This window comes from Streptomyces aureus, from assembly GCF_001418135.1.
Taxonomy (GTDB): domain Bacteria; phylum Actinomycetota; class Actinomycetes; order Streptomycetales; family Streptomycetaceae; genus Streptomyces; species Streptomyces aureus_A.
Genome location: NZ_LIPQ01000140.1, coordinates 1 through 21,553, shown reverse-complemented (window position 1 = coordinate 21,553; position 21,553 = coordinate 1). Strand labels below are relative to the sequence as shown.

At 73.1% G+C, this 21,553-nt stretch carries 20 protein-coding genes and 1 pseudogene; 6 read left to right on the top strand and 15 right to left on the bottom strand.

Features of this window, described 5'->3' with window-relative positions; all coding sequences use genetic code 11:
* The 4 genes and pseudogenes from AOK00_RS14065 to AOK00_RS14050 form a co-directional block, all read left to right on the top strand.
* Window positions 1–281, top strand: a pseudogene (locus tag AOK00_RS14065) (hypothetical protein); the annotation flags it as partial.
* 42 nt (window positions 282–323) lie between these two features.
* Window positions 324–992, top strand: a complete 669-nt coding sequence (locus AOK00_RS14060) for an NADPH-dependent FMN reductase (RefSeq protein ID WP_254047364.1) — start codon at window positions 324–326, stop codon at window positions 990–992.
* Between the two features lie 62 nt (window positions 993–1,054).
* On the top strand, window positions 1,055–1,852 hold the full coding sequence (locus AOK00_RS14055; protein WP_107097386.1) for a thioesterase II family protein: 798 nt from the start codon (window positions 1,055–1,057) through the stop codon (window positions 1,850–1,852).
* Window positions 1,853–1,870: 18 nt separating this feature from the next.
* The gene (locus AOK00_RS14050; RefSeq protein ID WP_055600645.1) at window positions 1,871–2,413 is read left to right on the top strand and encodes an NADPH-dependent FMN reductase; all 543 of its coding nucleotides are present in this window, start codon (window positions 1,871–1,873) and stop codon (window positions 2,411–2,413) included.
* Between the two features lie 119 nt (window positions 2,414–2,532).
* Here the strand turns inward: AOK00_RS14050 and AOK00_RS14045 are convergent, their stop codons facing one another.
* Window positions 2,533–3,396, bottom strand: a complete 864-nt coding sequence (locus tag AOK00_RS14045; RefSeq protein WP_055600644.1) for an SCO6745 family protein — start codon at window positions 3,394–3,396, stop codon at window positions 2,533–2,535.
* Between the two features lie 10 nt (window positions 3,397–3,406).
* Window positions 3,407–4,834 (bottom strand): erythromycin esterase family protein, encoded by a 1,428-nt coding sequence (locus AOK00_RS14040; RefSeq protein WP_055600643.1) that lies wholly within the window; start codon window positions 4,832–4,834, stop codon window positions 3,407–3,409.
* A gap of 207 nt (window positions 4,835–5,041) precedes the next feature.
* On the opposite strand from AOK00_RS14040, the gene AOK00_RS14035 reads away from it, so the two are divergent.
* Together AOK00_RS14035 and AOK00_RS14030 are read left to right on the top strand one after the other, a co-directional pair.
* Window positions 5,042–5,857: a S1 family peptidase gene (locus AOK00_RS14035; protein WP_055600642.1), complete on the top strand. Its 816-nt coding sequence runs from the start codon at window positions 5,042–5,044 to the stop codon at window positions 5,855–5,857.
* 271 nt (window positions 5,858–6,128) lie between these two features.
* Window positions 6,129–6,749, top strand: coding sequence for a phosphatase PAP2 family protein (locus AOK00_RS14030; RefSeq protein WP_055600651.1), 621 nt, complete (start codon window positions 6,129–6,131; stop codon window positions 6,747–6,749).
* A 42-nt stretch (window positions 6,750–6,791) separates the two neighbouring features.
* Here AOK00_RS14030 and AOK00_RS14025 read toward each other — a convergent pair whose 3' ends face one another.
* The 13 genes from AOK00_RS14025 to AOK00_RS13965 form a co-directional block, all read right to left on the bottom strand.
* Window positions 6,792–8,135 carry a glutamate-1-semialdehyde 2,1-aminomutase gene (locus AOK00_RS14025; RefSeq protein WP_173861562.1) on the bottom strand — a complete coding sequence of 448 codons (1,344 nt, stop codon included), beginning with the start codon at window positions 8,133–8,135 and terminating at the stop codon, window positions 6,792–6,794.
* Between the two features lie 22 nt (window positions 8,136–8,157).
* Window positions 8,158–8,706 (bottom strand): dTDP-4-dehydrorhamnose 3,5-epimerase family protein, encoded by a 549-nt coding sequence (locus AOK00_RS14020; RefSeq protein WP_055600641.1) that lies wholly within the window; start codon window positions 8,704–8,706, stop codon window positions 8,158–8,160.
* A complete protein-coding gene (locus tag AOK00_RS14015) occupies window positions 8,703–9,941 on the bottom strand; it encodes a polysaccharide pyruvyl transferase family protein (RefSeq protein ID WP_055600640.1) in 1,239 nt (412 codons plus the stop codon). The genes AOK00_RS14020 and AOK00_RS14015 overlap by 4 nt, the downstream gene beginning before the upstream one ends.
* Window positions 9,938–10,885: a glycosyltransferase family 2 protein gene (locus tag AOK00_RS14010; protein WP_055600639.1), complete on the bottom strand. Its 948-nt coding sequence runs from the start codon at window positions 10,883–10,885 to the stop codon at window positions 9,938–9,940. The genes AOK00_RS14015 and AOK00_RS14010 overlap by 4 nt, the downstream gene beginning before the upstream one ends.
* Window positions 10,882–12,117: a hypothetical protein gene (locus AOK00_RS14005; protein ID WP_107097387.1), complete on the bottom strand. Its 1,236-nt coding sequence runs from the start codon at window positions 12,115–12,117 to the stop codon at window positions 10,882–10,884. The genes AOK00_RS14010 and AOK00_RS14005 overlap by 4 nt, the downstream gene beginning before the upstream one ends.
* A 79-nt stretch (window positions 12,118–12,196) precedes the next feature.
* Window positions 12,197–13,495, bottom strand: a complete 1,299-nt coding sequence (locus AOK00_RS14000; protein WP_055600649.1) for a DUF4910 domain-containing protein — start codon at window positions 13,493–13,495, stop codon at window positions 12,197–12,199.
* Window positions 13,492–14,517 carry an NAD-dependent epimerase/dehydratase family protein gene (locus tag AOK00_RS13995; protein WP_055600637.1) on the bottom strand — a complete coding sequence of 342 codons (1,026 nt, stop codon included), beginning with the start codon at window positions 14,515–14,517 and terminating at the stop codon, window positions 13,492–13,494. The genes AOK00_RS14000 and AOK00_RS13995 overlap by 4 nt, the downstream gene beginning before the upstream one ends.
* A 3-nt stretch (window positions 14,518–14,520) precedes the next feature.
* The gene (locus tag AOK00_RS13990) at window positions 14,521–15,168 is read right to left on the bottom strand and encodes a PIG-L deacetylase family protein (protein WP_055600648.1); all 648 of its coding nucleotides are present in this window, start codon (window positions 15,166–15,168) and stop codon (window positions 14,521–14,523) included.
* Window positions 15,165–15,974, bottom strand: coding sequence for a hypothetical protein (locus AOK00_RS13985; RefSeq protein ID WP_055600636.1), 810 nt, complete (start codon window positions 15,972–15,974; stop codon window positions 15,165–15,167). Before AOK00_RS13985 ends, AOK00_RS13990 begins: the two co-directional genes overlap by 4 nt.
* Window positions 15,971–17,206 (bottom strand): class I SAM-dependent methyltransferase, encoded by a 1,236-nt coding sequence (locus AOK00_RS13980; RefSeq protein WP_055600635.1) that lies wholly within the window; start codon window positions 17,204–17,206, stop codon window positions 15,971–15,973. Before AOK00_RS13980 ends, AOK00_RS13985 begins: the two co-directional genes overlap by 4 nt.
* Window positions 17,203–18,483, bottom strand: a complete 1,281-nt coding sequence (locus AOK00_RS13975) for a glycosyltransferase family 4 protein (RefSeq protein WP_055600634.1) — start codon at window positions 18,481–18,483, stop codon at window positions 17,203–17,205. Before AOK00_RS13975 ends, AOK00_RS13980 begins: the two co-directional genes overlap by 4 nt.
* Window positions 18,484–18,490: 7 nt before the next feature.
* Window positions 18,491–19,927 (bottom strand): O-antigen ligase domain-containing protein, encoded by a 1,437-nt coding sequence (locus AOK00_RS13970; RefSeq protein ID WP_437441412.1) that lies wholly within the window; start codon window positions 19,925–19,927, stop codon window positions 18,491–18,493.
* A gap of 1 nt (window position 19,928) precedes the next feature.
* A complete protein-coding gene (locus tag AOK00_RS13965; protein WP_055600633.1) occupies window positions 19,929–21,512 on the bottom strand; it encodes a right-handed parallel beta-helix repeat-containing protein in 1,584 nt (527 codons plus the stop codon).
* Between the last annotated feature and the right edge of the window lie 41 nt (window positions 21,513–21,553).

Sequence of the window (21,553 nt, the reverse complement as noted above, 5' to 3'; positions counted from 1 at the left end):
CGGACGCGGGCGCGGCACTCGCCGGACAGGCCGAGGCCGTCGGACAGCAGGTCGCCACCGGCGGCACCTCCGGTCTCGCGGACGCCGTGGCCCCGTCCGTGCTGGACCAGGTGACGACCACGGCCCGCTCCGTCTTCGTCGAGTCCCTGGCCGACGTCATGGTCGTCTGCGCCGTGATCGCCGCCGTGGGCGCGGCCATCGCCTTCGTCCTCATCCGCCGCCGCGATCTGCACGAGAGCGCGCAGAGCGAGCCCCTGGCACCGACGCCGGCCACCGCCTGACCGGTGCGTTCCGAGCACATGCCCGTATCCAGCAGAGAGAAAGTGGGGCGAATCCCTGTGCAGCAGACCGTGCGGGTGGTCGGAATCGGGGGTTCGCCCCGGCCGGACTCGACGGCCGAGCGGGCCCTCCGCGTCGTCCTGGCCGAAGCGGAGCGCCAAGGGGCGGAGGTGACGTGCATCGGCGGCGCCGAGCTGGTGATGCCGCTCTACGACCCACGGGACGGGCTCCGCTCGGCGCGGGCGCTCCGGCTGGTGTCCGAGATAGCCGCCGCGGACGGCCTCGTCCTCGCGAGCCCGGCCTACCACGGGAGTATCTCGGGACTCGTGAAGAACGCCCTCGACCACGTCGAGGAGCTGCGCGACGACGCCCGCCCGTACTTCAGCGGGCGGGCCGTCGCCGGCCTCGCCGTCGCCCAGGGCTGGCAGGGCGGCGTGTCCACACTGGCCGCGCTCCGCGACGTGACCCACGCCCTGCGCGGCTGGCCCACGCCCCTCGGTGTCGTGGTGAACACCGCGACGGCCGGTTTCGGGCCGGACGGCGCGTGCACCGATCCCCATGTCCAGCGTCAGCTGGAGACCATGGCGACGCAGGTGGTGGACTTCGCCCGCATGAACGCCCTCGCGTCGGCGGCGCGGGACGCCGCCGACGCGGAGTCCCTGTCGACGGCGCGGGACGCCGCCGCCGAGGTCATGTCGTCGGTGGGGAAGTGAGGACACCCTTGGCGCCCCACGCGGCCACCCGGCAGAGCCGACGCCCGCTGGCACACGGAGCCGTGACCTGCCCCCGGCCCGTGCCGGGGGCCGCGCTGCGGCTGTTCCTCTTCCACCACGCCGGCGGATCGCACCTCCTCTACCGGGGCTGGGAGCACGAGTTCCCGGCCGACTGGGAGGTGTGCGTGCTGGACGCCCCCGGCCGGGGGCGGCTGGTTGACACCCCGTTCATCGACGACTGCGACAAGCTGGTGGCCTTCTTCGCCACGGAGCTCCGGCCGTGGACGGACCGCCCCTTCGCCTTCTTCGGGCACAGCATGGGCTCCCTCGTCGCGTACGAACTGACCCGGCGTCTGGAGGCCGAGGGACGCCCCCTTCCCGTCTGGCTCGGCGTGTCCTCCTGCGGCGCGCCGCAGGAGGACCGCGACCGGAGGGCCTCCAGGTCGCGCCACCTGTTCACCGACGGGGAGCTGCGGGACTGGCTCCGGTCGGTGGGCGGCACACCCGACGCGGTGCTGAACGACGAGGCGGCATGGCGGGTCTTCGGCCCCCGGTTCCGCAACGACTTCGCCCTCGTCGACACCTGGCGGCCGGCGGCGCGTACGGAACCGCTGCGGACCCCCGTCTCCGCGTTCGGCGGTGACGGCGACCCCGTGGTCGGGCGGGAGCGCCTGTCCGCCTGGGCAGGCCGGACGGAACGCTTCCTGGGGCTGAACACGTTCGACGGCGGTCACTTCTATCTCGCGGATCACCGAAGGGCGGTCGCACGGCGCGTCACCGCGGCGGTGGCCGCCGCGCGTCGCGCTTCCGGACACGCGGGGACAACCCCCGATCCATGCGCGATGCTTGGGACGTCTTGAAAGCAGGAAAGGAACCAGATGAAATTCGTCGCCTTATCCGGGAGCCTGAGGGCCGCGTCGATCAACACCGCGGTGGTGCGCACGGCGGCCGAACTGTGCCTGCCACCGGTGTCGATGACGGTCTACGAGGGGCTCGGGGAGCTGCCGTTCTTCAACCACGACGTGGAGACCGAGGGCCCGCCGCCGGAGGTCATGGCCTTCCGCGCGCTCCTCGAATCCGCCGACGCGGTGCTCATCTCCAGTCCTGAGTACGCGCACGGCACGTCGGGCGTGCTGAAGAACGGCCTCGAATGGGTGGTCGGCGGCGGAGAGCTGGTGGACAAGCCGGTCGCGGTGGTCACCGCGTCGCCGTCGATGACCGGGGGCGACAGGGCCCAGGCCTGGGTCAAGGAGACCCTGGAGGTCATGGGCGCGCACATCCTCCCGGAATCGCTCCCCATTCCGCTCGCGACGGCCAAGGTCGCGGACGGCAGGGTCAACGACGAGGAGACCCTGGGCGCCCTGAGGGACGTGCTCGCGGCGATGGCCCGGGCGGCGAAGGAGCGAGGCACCGAGGAGTGACCGGCGCCGGCCGGACGATGCCGCGCCCGGCCGGATGACGCGGCGCCCGGCCTGAAGTCGCCGCGCTCGGCCGGACGTCGCCGCGTCCGGCCGGGCGGCAGCAGTCCTTCCCGGCGCCCTCAGCGCTTGCCGATGTTCCTGAGCGGCAGCCCGCCGCCTTCGAGCACCACCTTGGAGAAGGCGCCGGCCAGTTCGGTCAGCCGTCGGGTGCCCTCCGCCCCCAGCCGCTCGTAGGGAGCAAGGTCGAGGCGGTCGGTGTCGGCCTCGACGGCACGGCGCAACTCGGCCCCCTCGGCGGTCAGTTCACCGTCGGCGTCGAGAATCCCGCGCTCCACCAGCCGTTCCCGTGCCGCCGCCCACTCCTCCGGCGACCAGCCCCGCGCGGACTGCAGATAACCGGGCCGCCAGTTCGTTCCGGTGGCGGTGTGGGACACCAGGGCCTCCAGACCGTCGAGACCGGCCCGGGAGAGCGCGACGACATGACCGTCCCCGCGGTGCTCACGCAGCAGGGTCGCGGCGTGCCACAGCGCGAGATGCGGTACCTCGGGCACCGGCAGGTCGGCGTTGGCCGAGTACAGCGGCCGACCTGGCCGGCGGCACCCCTCGGCCGCCCGGAGCGCCAGTTCCGCGGCCTCCGCCATCTCGGGAGAGCGCAGCGCCTCGCGCCCCAGCAGCCGGGTGAGATACGCGTCCGCGATCCGCAGCCTGGCCTCCAGGACGGCGGCGGGGGAGGCGACCTCCCAGGCGCGGGGAAGGTGCCGTGCGACGAGGTCCGGGTGGAAGTTGTAGAAGGCCGCCGTGACCACACCGGAGCCGACCGCCCCGAGGGGCGCGGCCCGCCCGGCGAGGTACGCCATGGGGCCGCCTTCCAGACCGAGCTCCGCGTAGGCGTCGTCGTGCTCGGACACGAAGTAGTACGCCGCATGGACGGGATGGTGGGCGTTGTGGCAACGCCGGGCCTCGCGCGGGGATATGGCGGTCATGAGAGCCACGCTACGGGGCGGAGGCCCCACGCGGGAGCTTGTCGGCCGCGCGGACCCGATGGAGGTGGATGAGCACGTCGTAGGCCCGGCCGAGGGCGAGCGTCGGCAGCGGGTCGGGGGTGAAGGTCGAGCCGGCGTCGTAGACCGGCCGGGCACGGTCGAACCAGGCGCGCGCCCCCGCGGGCGCGGTCCGCAGGTCGAGGTAGAAGTCCCGGTACCCGACCCGGTCCAGGAGGTGCTCGTTCATTCCGGCGTGCGCGGCCGGGACGGTGACCGGCTTCCAGTCCCCGTCCAGGGAGGCGTCCTTGGTGAGGAAGGACCCGCCGGCGAAGGTGAAGCCGATCGCGGTGTAGCCGCTGCCCAGACGGTCGCGCAGCACGGCGCCCTGGGTCTGCGGGTACATGTCCGGGTGGGTCGAGAGGTGTCCGACGTGGCCGTTGTGGGCCGACAGGAGCATCCTGTGGCCGGTGTGGCGCTGCCACCACAGCACGTTGTCGGCCATGGCCCGGTCGCGCAGGAGCTCGGCGGCGGTGACCGAGGCCGGGTCGGCGAGGTCGACGGTGGCGAAGGCGAAGGTCTGCGCGATGTTCCGGGCGTGCTGCACCGTCCACGCGTGGTCCTCGCCGGCCGTCCGGTGCCCTGCGACCAGGTCGAGGGCCTCCTGGGCGCGTACGGCGTTCGCCTCGCGTTGCGCGACCGGTGCGCGCAGGTAGCCGAAGATGTCGTCGAAGGGGCGCAGTCCGGCGTACAGCTCGCTGAGCCGGGGCAGCGCGTCCGGGCGGGTCCTGCCGACGGACGACAGCACACGCTCGAAGATGTGGTCGCCGAGCTTCGGCGCCCCGAGGTCGTCCCCCATGAAGTGGACCCGGTGGCCGGGACGGCGGCGGTTGTGCTCGCGCATCCAGCCGATCAGGCTGACGAACTCCTCGCGCTCCCAGGGGGATCCGGCGAGAGTCTCCGCCGCGATCCGCCGCGGGTCGCCGGGGCCGCCCTGGAGGTACTCGTCGATCCTGAGCCCCGCCGACCAGCTCATCTCCAGGGCGAAGGTGGTGAAGCCGCGTTCTTCCACGAGGTGCCGGAAGACGCGTTCCTTCATGGCGAAGAACTCGTGCGAACCGTGCGTGGCCTCTCCGAGGCCCACCACCTTCGCGCCGCCGACCATGGCGCTCAGCGCCCGCAGATCCCCGGTCCGGCCGCCGGGCTCCGTGGAACGCAGCGGGTGCGCGGCCCGTTCCAGCAACCGTACGAGGCCGTTTTCCCGGTACGCCGAGCCGGCACCGGCGGACACGGCCGAGGCGGCGGACCCGGCGGGTGCCGTCGAGGACGCCCGTACGGCCGGTGACGCGGCGGACGCGGGAGCGGTCAGCGCCGTGGCGGCGAGCGCCCCCGTGAGTGCGAGGAACCCTCGCCGGCCGGTCGTCTTCGTGTACCCGTGCATTCCGATCACTCCTTGCGTGCGGTGGCTCCCCGAGCCGATGAAGTGATCTTCGTGTGGCGGGGCGCGGACCGCGCTGGGGTGCCCCACCGGCTTTCTCCTGGGGGCATCCCCACCGCGTTCGCGCCCGCTGACCGGATGGTCCGGCGGACCTCGAACCGAGCAGAGTGGGTCGGACACACCAGGATGTACGAGGAAGGGAAACCCCCTGTGTTCAGCTTGAAGCCGGTCGGACGCCGCGCGGCACGTACCACCGCCGTCGGCGCGCTCGCCGTCGCGGCATGCGCCACCCTGATGGCCGGCAGCGCCGGAGCCATCGTCAACGGGACCGATTCCACGGAGCGTTATCCGTTCATGGCCACCATCCCCGAGTCGGCCCCGAAGCACGGGCTGTACGACGGCAACTGCGGGGCGTCGCTGGTCGATCCCCAGTGGGTGCTGACGGCGGCCCACTGCGTCACGGGTGACGGCCTGGTCCTTGACGGCACCGTCCGGATCGGCAGCGTGGCGCGGAAGTCGGGGGGAACCGTCCGGGCCATCGAGCGGACCGTCGTCCACCCCGGCTTCGTGAGCGGTGAGGGGAAGGAAGCCAACAGGCACGACATCGCGCTGGTCCGTCTCGACCGCCCGGTCTCCGAGCAGCCCGTCAGGATCGCGGAGCGGGCCGGACGGCCCGGGACGCCGACCCGGATCCTGGGATTCGGCACCACCGTCGACACCGAGTTGACGTTCGCGGAGCGGCTGCAGGAGCTGGGGACGCGCACGGGTGCCGCGGGGGAGTGCGCCCCCGGCTACGCGGACCGTACCCGGCTCTGCACGATCAGCCGGGTGCCCGGGGCCATGGCGTGCTTCGGGGACTCCGGCGGGCCGCAGCTCCAGAAGGGCGGGCACGGGCGGTGGGAGCTCGTCGGGGCGACGTCGGGTCCCGGCGCTCCGGGGGTCGCCTGTTCGGCCGGGCCGGGTCTCTACACCAACGTGCCCGCGTACGCGGACTGGATCCGGAAGACCCTCAGGCACACTCCCTGACCCGGTCACGGATCCTCCGGGACACGACGCATCCCCGGACCCGGTCCCGGCGCCGGGTCGCGCGGCCCACGTCGAGGCCTTCCGGCGGAACCGCGGCGACGACCAACGTCTCCAGCTCGGAGAGGAGAGGAATCGGCGCAAAACCGACCCCATCGCCGGTATAGGCTCGCCGCAGGCCGGCCCGGCGACGACGGTCGGACACGACGGGGGGCTCGCCTTGGAACGCCTGGCCGAAGGGGACCGGTCCGTGCCCGCGGTGCTGCCCCCGCCGATGCGCGGATGGCTCGGGCCGACGGCGGCCGTCGCCGCGGTGGTGGTCGTCGTGCTCGGGGTCCTGTACGCCGACGCCGGCCGTCCCGGCAGCGTGGACGCGCGGATCCTGGCCGCGGTCGAGGGAGTCGGGCCGCGGGCGCGGCACGTCGCCCTGGCCACTGACTTCCTGGGCGAGCCCGTGGGCGCGGCGGCGCTGGTCGCGGCCGTCGTCACGGGCTGTCTGCTGCTGCGGCGTCCTCGCGCGGCGGTGCTCGTCGTCGTCGGCGTCGGCCTCGCCGTGGTGACCACGAGGCTGCTCAAGCACCTGGTGGGACGCACCATCCACGGTGACGAGAACCTCTCGTACCCGAGCGGGCACACCGCCTTCCTCACCGCGCTCGCCCTCGTCGTGACGCTGCTCGCGACCGGCCGGTCCGGCCTCGGCAGGACGGCCGGCGCCTCACTCGTGCTGCTCGTGGCGCTGGTCGCCGGCGTCGCCATGGGCTGGGCGCAGGTCGTCCTGGGCGCCCACTACCCGACCGACGCCGTCGGCGGCTGGTTCACCGCGCTGGCGGTGATCCCGGCGACCGCGTGGGCGGTCGACCGGGTGGCGGACTCCGTACGGCGGAAGGCTCGCTGACGTGAGGTCACCTCGGGTGAGGTGACGTCACGTCCCGCCACCTCACACCGAGCGCCGGAAGACGGGCTTCACCGGCCGTCCGGAGAGCCACGGGGTGGGGTCGGCGGCGTCCAGCGCCTTCCGGTACACCGCGCACGCCTGTGCCACCACGTCGACCGTGCGATCGACGTCGGCGTCGTCGAGCGCGCTGCTCACCACGAAGGACGGGGCGAGCACCCCACCCGCGAGGAGCCGGCGCAGGAACAGCGTGCGGTACTCCTGCGACGGCCGCCCGTGCTCGTCGAGGGTGGCGAAGACCAGGTTGCTGGCCCGGCCCCGGACGACGAGGTGGTCGCCGACGCCCGTGGCGGCAGCGGCCTCGCGGACCCCGGCGGCCAACCGCTCGCCGATGGCGTGCAGTCGCGCCGTGACACCCTCCTCGACGTAGGTGGTCTGCACGGCCGTCGCCGCGGCCAGTGAATGCGTCTCCGCGCCGTGCGTGGTGGACAGCAGGAACACCCGGTCGCCGGAGTGACGCAGCCCGCCCCACTCCATCAGTTCGCGGCGCCCGGCGAGCGCGGAGACGGCGAACCCGTTGCCCAGCGCCTTGCCGAACGTGGAGAGGTCGGGGACGACGCCGTACAGACCCTGCGCGCCCGCCTCGGACCAGCGCAGGCCGGTGATCATCTCGTCGAAGACCAGGACGCAGCCGTGCCGGTCGGCGAGATCGCGCAGGCCGGCGAGGTATCCGGGCGGGGGTTCGGTGTGTCCGGCGGGTTCGAGGATCAGACAGGCGACCTCGTCCCGGTACCGGGTGAGCAGCTCCTCCGTGGCGGCCAGGTCCCCGTAGGGGAACGTCACGGTGAGCTCGGTGGTCGCCGCCGGGATGCCGGCGGACATCGGCGTGGTGCCGATGAACCAGTCGTCGACGGAGAAGAACGGATGGTCGCCGCAGACGGCCACCCGCGGGCGCCCGGTGACGGCGCGGGCGAGGCGCACCGCGGCGGTGGTGACGTCGGAGCCGTTCTTCGCGAACTTGACCATCTCGGCGGTCGGCACCGTGGCCAGGAAGCGTTCCGCGGCCTCGACCTCCACGATGGACGGCCGGACGAAGTTGCCGCCGCGGTCGATCTCCCGGCGTACCGCTTCGAGCACCCGCGGATGGGCGTGGCCGAGACTGACCGACCGCAGCCCGGAGCCGTACTCGATGTAGCGGTTGCCGTCGACGTCCCACACGTGGGCGCCGTGGCCGTGGCTGATGACCGGGGCCAGGTTCTCGGGGTACTGGTCGTCACCCTTGGCGTAGGTGTGCGCGCCCCCGGGGATCAGGGCGTGCAGCCGCTCGTTCGCCTGCCGCGACCGGGGCAGGGAGAACTCTTCGGTCTCTTCCGTCACTTCGGTGTCCACGCGGACGTCACTCTCCAGGGCTTCAGGGCTTGTTCTTCAGGGCCTCGGCGAGGCTCGGCGCCTCCCGGTCCCGCGGGGACATCGACACGGGCGGCAGCGGCCAGGGGATGGCGAGTTCCGGGTCGTCGAAGGCGATCGTCACGTCCTCGGCCGGGTCGTGCGGGCGGTCGATCCGGTACGAGGTGTCGGCGGTCTCGGTCAGTGCCTGGAAGCCGTGCGCGCACCCGGCCGGGATGTAGAGGGTCGTCTGCGTCTCGCCGGACAGCTCGAAGAAGGCCCGGTTGCGATAGGTCGGCGACTCCGTCCGCAGGTCCACGACGACGTCGAAGATCCTGCCGTACGAGCACCGCACCAGCTTGGCCTCGCCGGCGCCGGAGCGCAGGTGCATGCCGCGCAGCACGCCCCGGACCGAACGGGACACGCTGTCCTGGACGAAGGCGTCCGGGTCGAGGCCCACCGAGCGGACCACGTCGGCGTCGAACGTGCGGCAGAAGAAGCCGCGTTCGTCCGCGTACGGCGTCGGCTCGAACAGGTACGCGCCGTCGATCTCAGGGACTTCGATCGCTTTCACGGTGTCTCCCGCAGGGCGTGGGCGTGGGCATGGCCGGTCTTCGGGAACACGGCCGCGGTCAGGGCGGTGAACTGCTCGTCGAGCTGCCCGGCGACGGTCAGGTTCCGCTCGGCGAGGGTCCGTCGCAGCTCCGCCGAGCGCTTCTCCAGCTCCCGGAAGCGGTCGAGCAGCCGGTCGGCGTCGACCTCGCGGGCCGGGTGGCAGTACGCGCCGAGGCCCATCCGGTCCATGAGCGCGTCGCTCTTCGCCGCGTAGCTGAGCGCGAGCGTCGGCACGCCGACCTTCAGCGCGCAGACCAGGTTGTGGTACCGGGTCGCCACCACGGCGTCGGCGGCAGCCATCTCCCTCATCAGGTCGTCGAGCGAGGCCGTCTCGGCGGCGGTGACCAGCGGGGAGTCCACCGCGTCGAGGATCGCGGCGACCACCTCCCCGTCGACCTCGTCGCCGGTGAGCAGCCGGACCGGCCTGCCGTCCTCGACCAGGGCGCGGACGAAGCGGGTCGTCCCGTCGAGGTAGCGCCGGTGGATCTCCTCGGCCCGGGCGCGGTCGTCGTCCCCGCCGTGGAAGGCCATGACGCCGACGCACACCGGGCCCGGCGTCCCCGAGGGGGCGCCGGGCGGCGGTGCCGGCAGGGCGAAGGCGAGGTCCGGGTAGACCTCGTCGCGCGCGGTGTCCACGCCCATCGCCCGCAGGGCGTCGCGGGACTGGGCGTCCCGGTACGACCGGTACGCGGCGAGCCGCGCCGACCGGCGCACCAGGGACCGGGTCGCCCGGTTGCCGATCGGGGCGGCGCCGACGCCGACCAGCGCGACCCGGGTGCCGAACAGCCGGCCGGACGCGCAGAGCAGGAACAGCGCGTACGGGAAGCCCCAGGGCCGCAACGGCAGCGTGGCCTCCAGGACGCCCATGCCCGGCACGATCACCACGTCGTGCCGGCGCACCCAGGCGGCGGTGCGGACGGCGTCGACGAGTTTGCCCAGTGCCTTACCCGCGACCGCGCCCGCCCGCGACGCGGTCCGGTACTCGCCGCGATACCAGTGGAGCCGCGTCGCGGGGAGCCGGTTCCGGAGCCCTACGACCTCGGGGCCGCCGCACATCGCGTCCACGACCGCGTCCCGGTGGTCCCGGCGGAGGTACGCGAGCACGGCCTCCATCGACCCGTCGTTGCCGAGGTTGCCGGAGCCGAGCAGACCGAACAGGCCGACGCGGACCGGAGGCCCCGTCGGGGGCCTCATGTCCGCCTGCCTTCCCGGCCGGCCACGAGGGCGTCGAGGGAGACGGCGAGCCGGTCCGGGTCGACCGGGGCGCGGTCCTCGACCCGCTCGCCGGCGCCCGGCCGGGCCCGGCTGGCCGCCCAGGAGACGAGGTGGCCGTAGCAGGCGCGCCGGTCCGCCCGCGACAACGGCGCCCGTCGGATCGCCGCGACGAAGCCCCAGACGTACTCGGCGAGCAGCCGGGGCGTCGGGTGCAGCGGGCCGGCCCGGCGCGGGTCCAGGTTGACGCACCGGGAGCGCTTGGAGGGGTTGGCGCGCTCGGCGCGGGTGGGGTGGTCCCGGCGGAAGTACAGCAGCTCCGGGACCTGGTGGAAGGGCCCGTGCAGGCCGATCTCGGAGACGAACGTGCGGTCCGCGTGGTGGTAGCTGTCGTGCGGCTTCACCCGGCGCAGCACGTCGGCCCGCATCACCCCGTAGAAGTCGTCCCCGCCGGGCTCGAACAGCATGCTGCGGAACCGCTCCGGCGCGCGCGGCGAGTCGGTGGCGAGCGTGTACTCGTACGGGACCCTCACCCGGCCCTCGCCGTCGATGACGGCCTGGTCGGCGTGGGCGAGGATCACGTCAGGCCGCTCGTCCAGCGCGTCCACGCAGCGCCGCAGCAGGTCCCGGGCGTACAGGTCGTCGTGCGAGGCCCACTTGAACAGCTCGCCGCGGCACTGCGTGAACACGTAGTTGTGGTTCGGCGCGGCCCCGATGTTCCGGGTCAGCCGGATGTACCGGATGCGCGAGTCCCGTGCCGCGTACGTGCGGCAGATGTCCTGCGTGCCGTCGGTCGAGGCGTTGTCGGAGATGACCAGCTCGAAGTCCTCGTAGGTCTGACCGAGCAGGGCGTCGAGCGCCTCGGCGAGGTACTCCTCGCCGTTGTACACGGGCAGGCCGATGCCGAGCCGGGGTGGGGCGGTCATGGTGTCCTCACTTCGGGAAGGGGGTTCCGGTGGTGCTCGCGCAGGGCGGACCGCAGCTGCAGCCACCACACGGCCGAGCTGCCGAGCGTCGCGGCGGCGACGCCCCAGGCCGAGCCGACCGTGCCGGCGACGACCGCTCCGCCGAGCCCGCCGCCGACGTAGAGCGTGGAGGCGATCAGCTGGCAGCGCAGGCTGCGCCGGGCCGCGGCGAGCGCGCGGAGCCCGGCCGCCGCGCCGGTGCCGAGGCTCGCCGCCGCGACGCCGAGCGTGGCCGGCACGATGAGCTCCGAGGCGGCGTGCCAGACACCGCCGAGCACGAGCTCACCGAGCCGGTCCGGCACGAGCAGCAGCGCCGCGCCCCAGAGCAGCGCGGCGGCGGCCTGCCCGCCGCCGAGCAGGAGGCAGAACACGCGCAGGCGGTGCGGGGCCTGCCGCAGGACCCGTGCCGCCTCCGCGACGGTCACCAGCGACAGGCCCATCAGGACGGCGAGGAACGGGCCGAGCAGGAGCTCGGCGCCCCGGACCACCCCGACCGCGCTGACGCCGACGATCGCGCCGAGCCCGTACGCCCGCAGCTGGCCCGCGCCGCTGACGCCGACGTTCTCGACGAGGTACCGGTAGCCGAGGTCGCGCTGCTCGCGTGTCCACGCGCGTGCCCCGGCCGGCCGGGGCCGGATGCCGGACTGGAGGTGGCCGTATGCCGCGGCGACCGCGGCGGACGCCCCCCAGGCGAGCACGAAGGCGGCCACGGTGCCCACCCGGGCCGCCACGACCATGGCCGGGACGAGCGCGACGCCCATCACGACGTCGTTGACGAACGCCTTGCGCCCGGCGCCCGCGGCGAAGAACGAGAACCGCCAGGCGTCCTGGAGCAGCAGCCCCGGCAGGACGACGCCGAGGCAGGCGAACGCGGACCCCATGGGGCCGCCGAGCCCGAGTCCGAGGGCCAGACACATCGTGCCGATCGCGACGCCGACGCCGAGGGCGGTACCCGACGACCGGGCCACCGCCCCGCGCCAGGACGCCTCCGGCACGCCGCTGAAGCGCACCATGAGCGGGTCGGTGGCAAGCCCGCGGGAGACGCCGAGCACCACGCCGAAGGTCACCCAGGCCAGGCTGAACACGCCGAACGCGGTCAGTCCGAGCGAGCGTGCCACATAGATGCCCACCACGAAGTTGGTCGCGCTGGACGCCGCCTGGTCGGCGAGCCCCCAGGACAGCCGTCCGGCCATGGCACGCCGCGCGGTCGGCCGGGCGGGTCCGGCCGGGTCCGCGGGCGTCGTCGTCCTCTCCCTCTCGGCGCTCGTCACGTCATGCCTTGATCAGTCCGGCAGCGGCCAGGGCGTCGGCGGCCCCGGCGACCGCGTCGAACGGCAGCCCGGACCGCTCGGCGACGTCCAGCAGACCGCGCTCGCCGTCGGCGAGGCTGAGCACCCACAGCATGGCCAGCTGGGCCTGCTTCGCGTCGCTGCGGCCGCCGAGCGAGTCGTACAGCCCACGCCGGCCCAGCTGCGGTTCGCCGTACGGGCTGAGATTGACGTAGCGCCGGTTGCGGTCGAGCACGGAGAACGCCTCGCGGCAGACGGCCAGCGTGTCCTCCATCGCCTCCGGGGAGACGAAGTCCGGGTTGTCCGCCGAGGTGTGGTACTCGGGATACCCGGCGTACGGGGTCCGGCTGAGCGAGCCCACCCCGAGATCGAACCCGGGCGAGCAGTACTGCCGCTCGTCGTAGCCGTACGGCGTGAACTCGGCGACGTGGTGCGGGCGTTCGGAGGCGGCCAGGACATGCGACATCACCCGGTCGATCTCCGCGTCGCCGCGCCTGCTCCGCTTGTACGTCAGCCGGCCCGGGTCGCCGGCGCACGCCAGCACCAGCCCGTGCCTGACCCTCCCGATCCGCTCCGCGTTGCGGGCCAGCCAGGTGATCGCCCCGATCGTGCCCGGCGCGTAGATGAACCGGTAGGTGTAGTACGGCGTCTCCTCGGCCAGCGCCCTGGCCAGGAACGTCGCCACCGCGATGCCGGCCAGGTTGTCGTTGGCCAGCGACGGGTGGCAGACGTGGCAGGAGACGATCACCTCGTCGGGGACCTGCCCGGGGACCACGTGCTCGGCGTAGGTGAGGTGGCCGTCCGCGAGCGTGGAGTCGACGCGCACCTCGTACTCGCCGTCCGGCAGCGCGTCCAGGGTCTCCTGGGCCAGGCAGAACCCCCATTCCGGCGTGTAGTAGCTGGTGCGGTACGGCACCCACGTCGGATGGTCCGGCAGGGTGTGCAGGTGTTCCCGCAGCTCGACCAGTGGCATGGTCCGCGACACCGGCACGCTGTAGCCGAGCACGTGCAGGCTGGACGCGGCGAAGTCGACGACGCGACGGCCGGCGGAGTCGGCGATGTACGCGTCCCGGATGTTCCACTCCTGCGGGACCGTCCAGTCGAGCACCTGTGTCCCGGTCGGGACCTCGTGCACCTCCAGCGGAACGTATTCGCCGACGATGTCCAGGGTGGCGCGCACCCCGTCGCCGGTGATGCTCCGGCAGAGCGGGTACAGCCGCTCCACCAGCGCGTGCATCCGCTCGCCGGCCGAGGCCGTCGGCTCCTCGCCGGCCGCCGTCATCGGCGCCACCGCAGGGTGTCGTCGACGGCGCCGGTCCCGGACGCCGCGCGCAGCACCGCGAGCCGGGTGAAGCGACGCTCGAAGTCCTCCCGGCTCAGGCCGAACTCCCGGTATGCGTCGGCGAGTTCGAGCGCCCCCCGCTTCACCGTCCACTCGCAGTCGAAGCCGGGAAGCGCGGCCCGGAACCGGGAGAAGTCCACCCGGTACGACCGCGGATCGGCACCGGTCTCCCCGGTGATCACCACCTTCGAGCCGGACACCGCCTCGGCGACCTGGTCGGCGATCTCGGCGACCGTGACGTTGTTGGTCTCGCTGCCGATGTTGAACGCCCTGTCGTGCACCGCTTCGCGCGGTGCGGTCAGCGCGGCGGCGAACGCCCGTGCGATGTCGGCGGCGTGCACCAGCGGACGCCAGGGCGTGCCGTCGGACATCACGAGGACCTCGCCGGACAGGAGTGCGTGGCCCACCAGGTTGTTCAGCACGATGTCGGCGCGCAGCCGCGGCGAGAAGCCGAACGCGGTGGCGTTGCGCATGTACACCGGGCTGAAGTCGCCGTCGGCGAGCGCGTGCAGGTCGTCCTCCACCCGCACCTTGGACTCCGCGTACGGCGTCACCGGGCGCAGCGGGGCGTCCTCCGCCACCAGCTCGTCACCGCCGGCGGCGCCGTAGACCGAGCAGGTGGACGCGTACAGGAAACGCCGCACACCGGCGTCCTTGGCCAGCCGGGCGAGCCGTACCGAGGCGTGGTGGTTGATGTCGTAGGTGAGGTCCGGCGCCAGCGACCCCAGCGGGTCGTTGGAGAGCGCGGCCAGATGGATCACGGCGTCCACCCCGGCCACGTGCTCGGCCGTGACGTCGCGCAGGTCCACCCGGTGCCCGGACGGGTCCGCGGGCGACGGGCCGAGCACGCAGTCCGCGAACAGGCCGGAGTCGAGACCGACGACCTCGTGCCCGGCGGCCGCGAGGACAGGGGCCATCACGGAGCCCAGGTAGCCCTGGTGTCCGGTCAGCAGTACGCGCAAGGTTCATTCCCCCAGATCGAGAGTGAGTTTGGTGACGGCGAACGCCTCGGCGTACCGCGCGTGGCATTCGATACCGCGGATCCGGGCGAGGCCGAGGAAGGCCTCCCGGTCGTACCAGGGACGGTGCCGTTGTGAGGGGTAGTGCTCCTGCAACAGCCGCACCTTCCGTTCGGCGATCTCCGTCGACAGCGGCTGGTACGCCGCCGGACGGCCGAGATCGCCGTCCCACTTGACGATCTCGTAGCCGAGCACGAGATGGTCACGGAACGCGGTGGGAAGCAGCCGCGCCAGGCCGCGATGGTCCTGGTGCGCGTCATCGGTACGCGGCGCCAGGACCACGTCGGGCTCGGTCCGGGCGCGCAGCTCCTCGACCGCGGACTTGGCCTCCTCCCAGTGCGCGGGCAGCCGGCCGTCCGGCAGCTTGAGCACGGTCAGCCGCAGGTCGGCCGCCGGGCAGAAGGCGGCGAGCGCGGCCCGCTCCTCCTCCTCGCGCTCGCCGCCGCCGCCGGAGAGCACCAGGGCGTCGACCCGTGTGCCCGGCCGCGCGAGGCACATCGTGAGCAGCGTGCCGCCGGCGCCGATGGCGATGTCGTCGCAGTGCGCCCCCACCGCGACGATCCGGTCGAGGCGCCCCGAACCGAGCCGGATCACGCGGTCCTCACCGGCGCGCCCGTGCTCACGCCGTCCCGCTCCCACACGGCCCACGGGCGGTCGCCCCGGGTGTAGGCGGCGTCGAGCGCGGCCCGCTCCTTCACGGTGTCGGTCGGCTTCCAGAAGCCGCGGTGCTGGTACGCCACCAGCCTTCCCCGCTTGGCCAGTTGGGCACAGCCGTCGGCGACCAGGTCACCGTCCTCCGGTATGTGGTCGAAGACCTCCTGGCGGAGCACGAAGTAGCCGCCGTTCTCCCACAGCGGCATGTCGCTCACCGCGGTGATGCCCCCCACGAGACCGTCCTCACCCAGGTCCACGCAGTGGAACGAGGACTGCGGCGGCACCACCATCATCGACGCGCCGGCGTCGCGCCGGGCGAACCGGTCGATCATCTCCGGCAGCGGGGCGTCGGTGAGCACGTCGGCGTAGTTGGCGAGGAACATCTCGTCGCCGTCCAGGTGGTGCCGCACCCGGCGCAGCCGCTCCCCGATCGGCGACTCGATGCCGGTCTGCGCGAACGTGATCGTCCAGTCGGCGATGTCGGTGGAGAGCAGCTCGGTCTTCCCGCCCCGCAGCACGAAGTCGTTGGACGTGGTCTCCTCGTAGTTGAGGAAGAAGTCCTTGATGTGATGGGCCCCGTACCCGAGGCACAGGATGAACTCCGTGTGCCCGAACGACGCGTAGTAACGCATGACGTGCCAGATCAGCGGGCGGGGGCCGACCATCGCCATCGGCTTGGGGATGTCGTCGGAGGCTCCGCTGCGCATACGCAGCCCATAACCGCCGCAGAACAGTACGACCTTCACGGCTTCACCTCGACGATGCTCAGTTCCGGGATGGGGAAGACCAGCCGGCCGCCCCACTCGTGCACGAAGGACAGCTGCTCGACCAGCTCGTCCCGCAGGTTCCACGGGAGGACGAGCACGTAGTCCGGCCGGTCGGCGGCTATCCGCTCGGGCGGCAGGATCGGGATGCGGGTGCCCGGCGTGAACCGGCCGTGCTTGTAGGGGTTGCGGTCGACCGTGTAGGCGAGCAGGTCGGGCCGGACGCCGCAGTGGTTGAGCAGGGTGTTGCCCTTGCCCGGGGCGCCGTAGCCGACGACCGTGCCGCCGCGCTCGGCGACGTCGATGAGGAACCGCAGGAGGTCCCGGCGCACCTTGGCCACCCGGGCGGAGAACTCCGCGTACCCGGACAGCTCCTGGAGCCCGGCGGCCTTCTCCCGGTCGAGCACCTCGGACACCCGGCGGCTCGGCTCGCCGGCGACCTCGGCCGGCCGCGCCCACAGCCGGATGGAGCCTCCGTGCGTCGGCAGCAGCTCGACGTCCACGAGCGTGAGCCCGCCGCTCGCGAGCGCCCGGGCGGCGGACGCGACGGTGTAGTACTGGAAGTGCTCGTGGTAGATCGTGTCGTACTGGTTCTCCTCGATCAGGGTCAGCAGGTGCTGCACCTCGACGGAGACCCAGCCGTCGTCGGCGACCAGGGCGCGCAGCCCTTCGGTGAAGCCGACCACGTCGGGGATGTGCGCGTACACGTTGTTGGCGACGACCAGGTCCGCCGGGCCGTGCTCGGCGCGGACCGCCGAGCCGGTCTCCGGGGACAGGAACTCGGTGAGCGTGGGCACACCCGCGTCCCGTGCCGCGGCACCGACGTTCACCGACGGCTCGATGCCGAGGCAGCGGATCCCCCGGTCCACCACGTGCTTCAGCAGATATCCGTCATTGCTCGCGACCTCGACCACGAAGGCGTCGGGCCCGAGCCCCACCCGCCGCACGGCGTCGGTGACGAACGTGCGCGCGTGCTCCACCCAGGAGGTCGAAAACGAGGAGAAGTACGCGTACTCCTGGAACGTCTCCTCCGGCGTGATCAGCGGCGGGATCTGCGCGAGCCAGCAGTCGGTGCAGACCCGCAGGTGCAGCGGGTACGCGGGCTCCGGCTGGTCCAGTCGGTCCGCGGCGAGAAAGCTCTCGCACGGCGGAGTCGCCCCCAGATCGACGACGCTGGCCAGCGCCGCCGAACCGCAGAGTCGGCATCGTGTCATTTCTCCTGCCCCCCATCTCCGCTCGCGCGGGTGCCCCGCGACGAGCCGGCTTCCTCGGTCCCTGCGGGCGGCGCGCTGGGCCCGCCGCCCGACCGCACCGCGATCGCGGTGCGGTACTCCTCCAGGAGGCGCTCCAGCCCCACGGACGGGCTGAACCCCTTCTCGTAACGGCGCCGGGCCGCCTCGCCCATCTCCCGGTTGCGGTCCGCATCCGCCGTGATCCGGCGGATGCGGGACGCGAGCGAGGCGGGATCGCCCGGCGTGTGCAGCAGACCCGTCACCCCGTCCTCGACGAGTTCGACGAAGGCGCCGTGAGCGGCGGCGACGGCCGGGACCCCCGCCGCCATCGCCTCCGCGACCACCAGGCCGAAGGTCTCCATGGCCAGCGAGGGAGCCAGCACGGCCACCGACCGCGCGACGGCCCGCCGGCACTCCGCCGGGTCCCACAGACCGGCGTACCGGACGTCGTCCCGGCCCGCCGCCCACGCGGTCACCTCGCGCTCCAGCGGCCCCGCCCCGGCGATCACGAGCGGCACGCCCACACCGCCGTCCGCGGCGATCCCGTCCCACGCCGCCATCAGCAGCCGTATGCCCTTGGTCTCCGCGAGCCGGCCGAGGAAGAGCAGCTGCTCGCCGGCGCCCGTCCGTAGGGTGCCCGGGTCGGGCACGAAGTTGTGCTTCACCGCGAGCCGCCCGGCCGGCATGCCGGACCGCACGAGGACGTCGCGCTGCGCCGCGGAGATGCAGAGGAACCGCTCCACACCGGACCACCACCGGCGCCGGTTGACCGACAGGCTGACCGCGAGCGGCACCGTCGCCAGCCGGGAGTTCCGGTAGCAGCCGTGCCGGACGGCGGGCAGCGGCAGCGCCGACCCGACGCACTCGGTGCACTGCCGGCCGTCCCGGTGCAGCGTGCCGGGCGGGCATACCTGGGTGTAGTTGTGCAGCGTGGCGACGACGGGCACTCCGGCGTCCGCGCAGGCGGCGAGCACCGACGGCGACAGGAGCGGGAACACGTTGTGGACGTGCACCACGTCCGGCCGGTCGGCGCGGAGCCGGGCGGTGAGCTCGGCGCGGGCCGCCGGGTTCCACGGCACGAGCAGCGGCACCGCGACCTTCCCCGGCAGGGAGCGGGCGGCGATGTCGTCACTGCGCCGCTCGAACAGGTCGACCCGGTGGCCGGCCGCGCGCAGCAGCCCCACCTCCTCGTCGACGACCCTGTTCTCCCCGCTCGGCTGCGCCGAGGAGTAGCGGTTGTGGACCACAAGGACATGCATGGTCAGGTCACCTCCTGGCCCAGAGCGGGATACGTCGTCGGGCGATGTCGTGCGTCGGGAGCGGGGTGGCCGGGGCGGGGAGCGCGAGGAGCGAGGCGGCCAGGGCCAGATGCAGCAGATACGCCGAGGCGTCGCCGAGGCCCACCTCGGTGTACGAGGAGATCCCGCAGTAGCCGATCAGGAAGATCGCGCAGGCCCTCGGCAGCGACGGTGGCCGCAGCAGCGTGACACCGCCGAGCACGATGACGATCGCCGCCACGAGGGTGACGCCGATCAGCCCCTGCTCGTCGTAGACGGCCAGCCAGCTGTTGTCGATCGGCAGCCCGTCGAACGACTTGTCGCCCAGACCCGTGCCGAACACCTTCTCCCCGGTCGTCCGGGGCGCCGCGAGGAGCGCGTCCCAGACCTTGGCCCGCCCGGTCAGGTTGGCGAAGTTCTCCTGGCTCTGCCCGCGCAGGAACCACGCCCGCAGCGCGGAGCTGAACACCACGGCGGCCACCGTGGCGCACAGCACGGCCCAGGCGAAGAACCGGCGGGCGGCGGCGCTCGTCAGGACGAGCGAGCCGATCGCGAGCACGAGCCCGATGAGCAGACCGAGCGTGGCCGTCCGGGTGTGCGTCATCGCGAGCAGGACGAGGGAGGGCACGATGACGACCGCGGCTCCGGCCCCGGTGGTCCGGCGGCCGAGCAGGAGCAGCACGGCGAGCCCGATGACCACCGCGGCGTACTGCCCGATCTGCGGCGGGGTGAGCGGCCACAACGCACCGACCAGACGCCCGCCGTAGTACTCGGGCATGGCCGTGGCCGGTGAGACGGCCAGGCCCGCGGCCACCAGGACGAGGACCGCGAAGTACATCCGGATGTGGTACCGGACGAACGTCAGGCCGCCGTCCCACCAGCGGCTGAGCAGCCACAGCGTGCCGGCGAAGAGCGCCAGCCGGGCGCAGCGGAACAGCGCGCCGACCCCGACCTCCAGCTGCACGCTGGCGATCACGCTCGGCACAAGCAGCAGCGTGAGCAGGAACAGGAAGGCGCTGGGCCTGATGCGCAGCCGGGGGTTGAGCGCCAGAGCCAGCGCGAACGCCGCGACCAGCGCACCCATGGTGGCCATCTGGATGAGGGAGCGGGGGATCGCGAAGACGGTCTTCGCCCCCGCGGAGCCGAGCGTGTTGAGGCCCAGCAGCGCCCAGACGATCCCGACGGCCCTCGGTGTGCCGCCCGGGCTCGGTGCGGCGGCGGACCGTGAGCCCGCTGTGCCTGCCGTGTGGGCCGTGCCTGCCGAGCCCGCAGTGCCCGCCGTGCCCGCCGTGTGCGCGATGCCCGCCGTGTCCGCCGTGCTCGCTGTGTGCGCCGTGCCTGCCGAGCCCGCCGTGCCCGCCGTGTGCGCCATGCCTGTCGTGTCCGCCGTGCCCGGCAGCCGGTCGCGCCTCAGGTCCTCGTCCATCTCAACCACCGGCCCGGGGTCCGAAGTCGCTGCCCGCGTCCTGACGGTACGGCGTGCCCTGCCACTGCCGGGAGTCCAGCGTCCGGCCCGGATCGCCGGCGACGAAGCTCCACGGTCCGCGGTAGACGTTGCCGTGCCAGCGGTTCTGCTGCTGATGGGTGATCGCCTCGGCCACCCGCCTGCCCTTGTACGGCGACCAGTCCGGAGAGGTGCCGTCGTTGGCGAACACCGCCATGCGCCCGCACTCCGCCGTGCATCCGACCACGGACGGGTCGAGGACGAAGCGGTTGCCGTGGATGTCGACCCGCTGCGTCTTCCACCGGCAGTCGCCGTAGAGCGGTGCGGTGGCGATCGCCGGCCGCGCGCAGCGCCCGGTGTCCTTCACCAGCAACGTGCAGTAACCGGTCGACGTGTTGGCCGGACTGTTGCAGAACCGGTCGGCGTTCTCCCACAGGGTGATCCCGTTCCAGTTGTTCTCCAGCACGTTCCCGTAGATCTCGATCCTGTCCGTGCGGGCCGGGATCCGTGGTTCGCCGCCGGCCTCGGACACATAGACGGTCGCGTAGGGGAAGTCGTCGCCGTCCCTGGCGTACGCGCGGCCCTCGACCCAGTTGTTCCGCCGGATCGTGTTGTTGCGGACGACCGCGTTGTAGCTCGTCTCGTACATCAGCGCGGCACCGTCGTTGGACTCCAGCAGGTTGTCCTCGATACGGAAGTCGTTGTTGTTGTTGTCGGCCCACAAGCCGGTCCCGCGGTTGTCGTGCACCCAGTTGCCGCGGACGTCGGCGCCGTCGACGGCCCAGAACTTGATGCCGCCGGTGCAGCCGCAGCCCGGCCGCCGCCGCTCCCAGTCGTCGGTGTTGTTGCCCACGATCTCGTTGCCCTCGACCACCAGGCCGCGGATGGAGTCGCCGGTCTTGTAGGCGTTCATGCCGTACTGGCCGTTGTCCCGCAGACAGCTGGCGCGGACCCGCTGGCGAGCACCGGCCATGAGCCCGGCCCCTGAGTTGTACTGGACGGTCGCGTGCTCGATCACCCACCCGTCGGCCATGTCGTGGTTGACCACGCCCTCGTCGTGCGGCGCGACGAATCGCTCCACGGTCAGGTACCGGATGGTGACGTCGCGGGCGGTGCCGCCGAACGCGTACTGGTTGGTCTTCCGGCCGTCGAGCACCGCGCCCGGCGCGCCGAGGTAGCGGTTGCCCTCCTTGGCCATGACCTGGGCATAGGGGTCCGGCTCAAGCGTGTGCTTGCCCGGCCGAAGCCAGAACGTGGTGTTCGGGGGGCTGTTCTCGGTCTTGGTGGCCAGGTCGCCGACGACCGCGGGGTCGACCGTCACCGCGCCCGCCGGCGCCCTCACCGGCCCGGCCGCGGGCCGGTCGCACACCCGGGCCGGGGAGGCGGAGGGCGCTCCGGGGACATGCAGGGAGGCGGACGCGTCGGGGGAGGCGGACGCCCCGGACCCGGCGCGCCCACCGGCCGCCTTCGCCGGGGCGTCCGGCGTGCTCGTGCAGCCGGTCGCCACCAGCAGGACCACCGCCAGCGGTGCCACCGCCCACGCCCCGTACCGCCCCCTGATCCCCACGCGCCCCCCTAGCCGCGGAATCCGAGCACGGTGGTGAACCC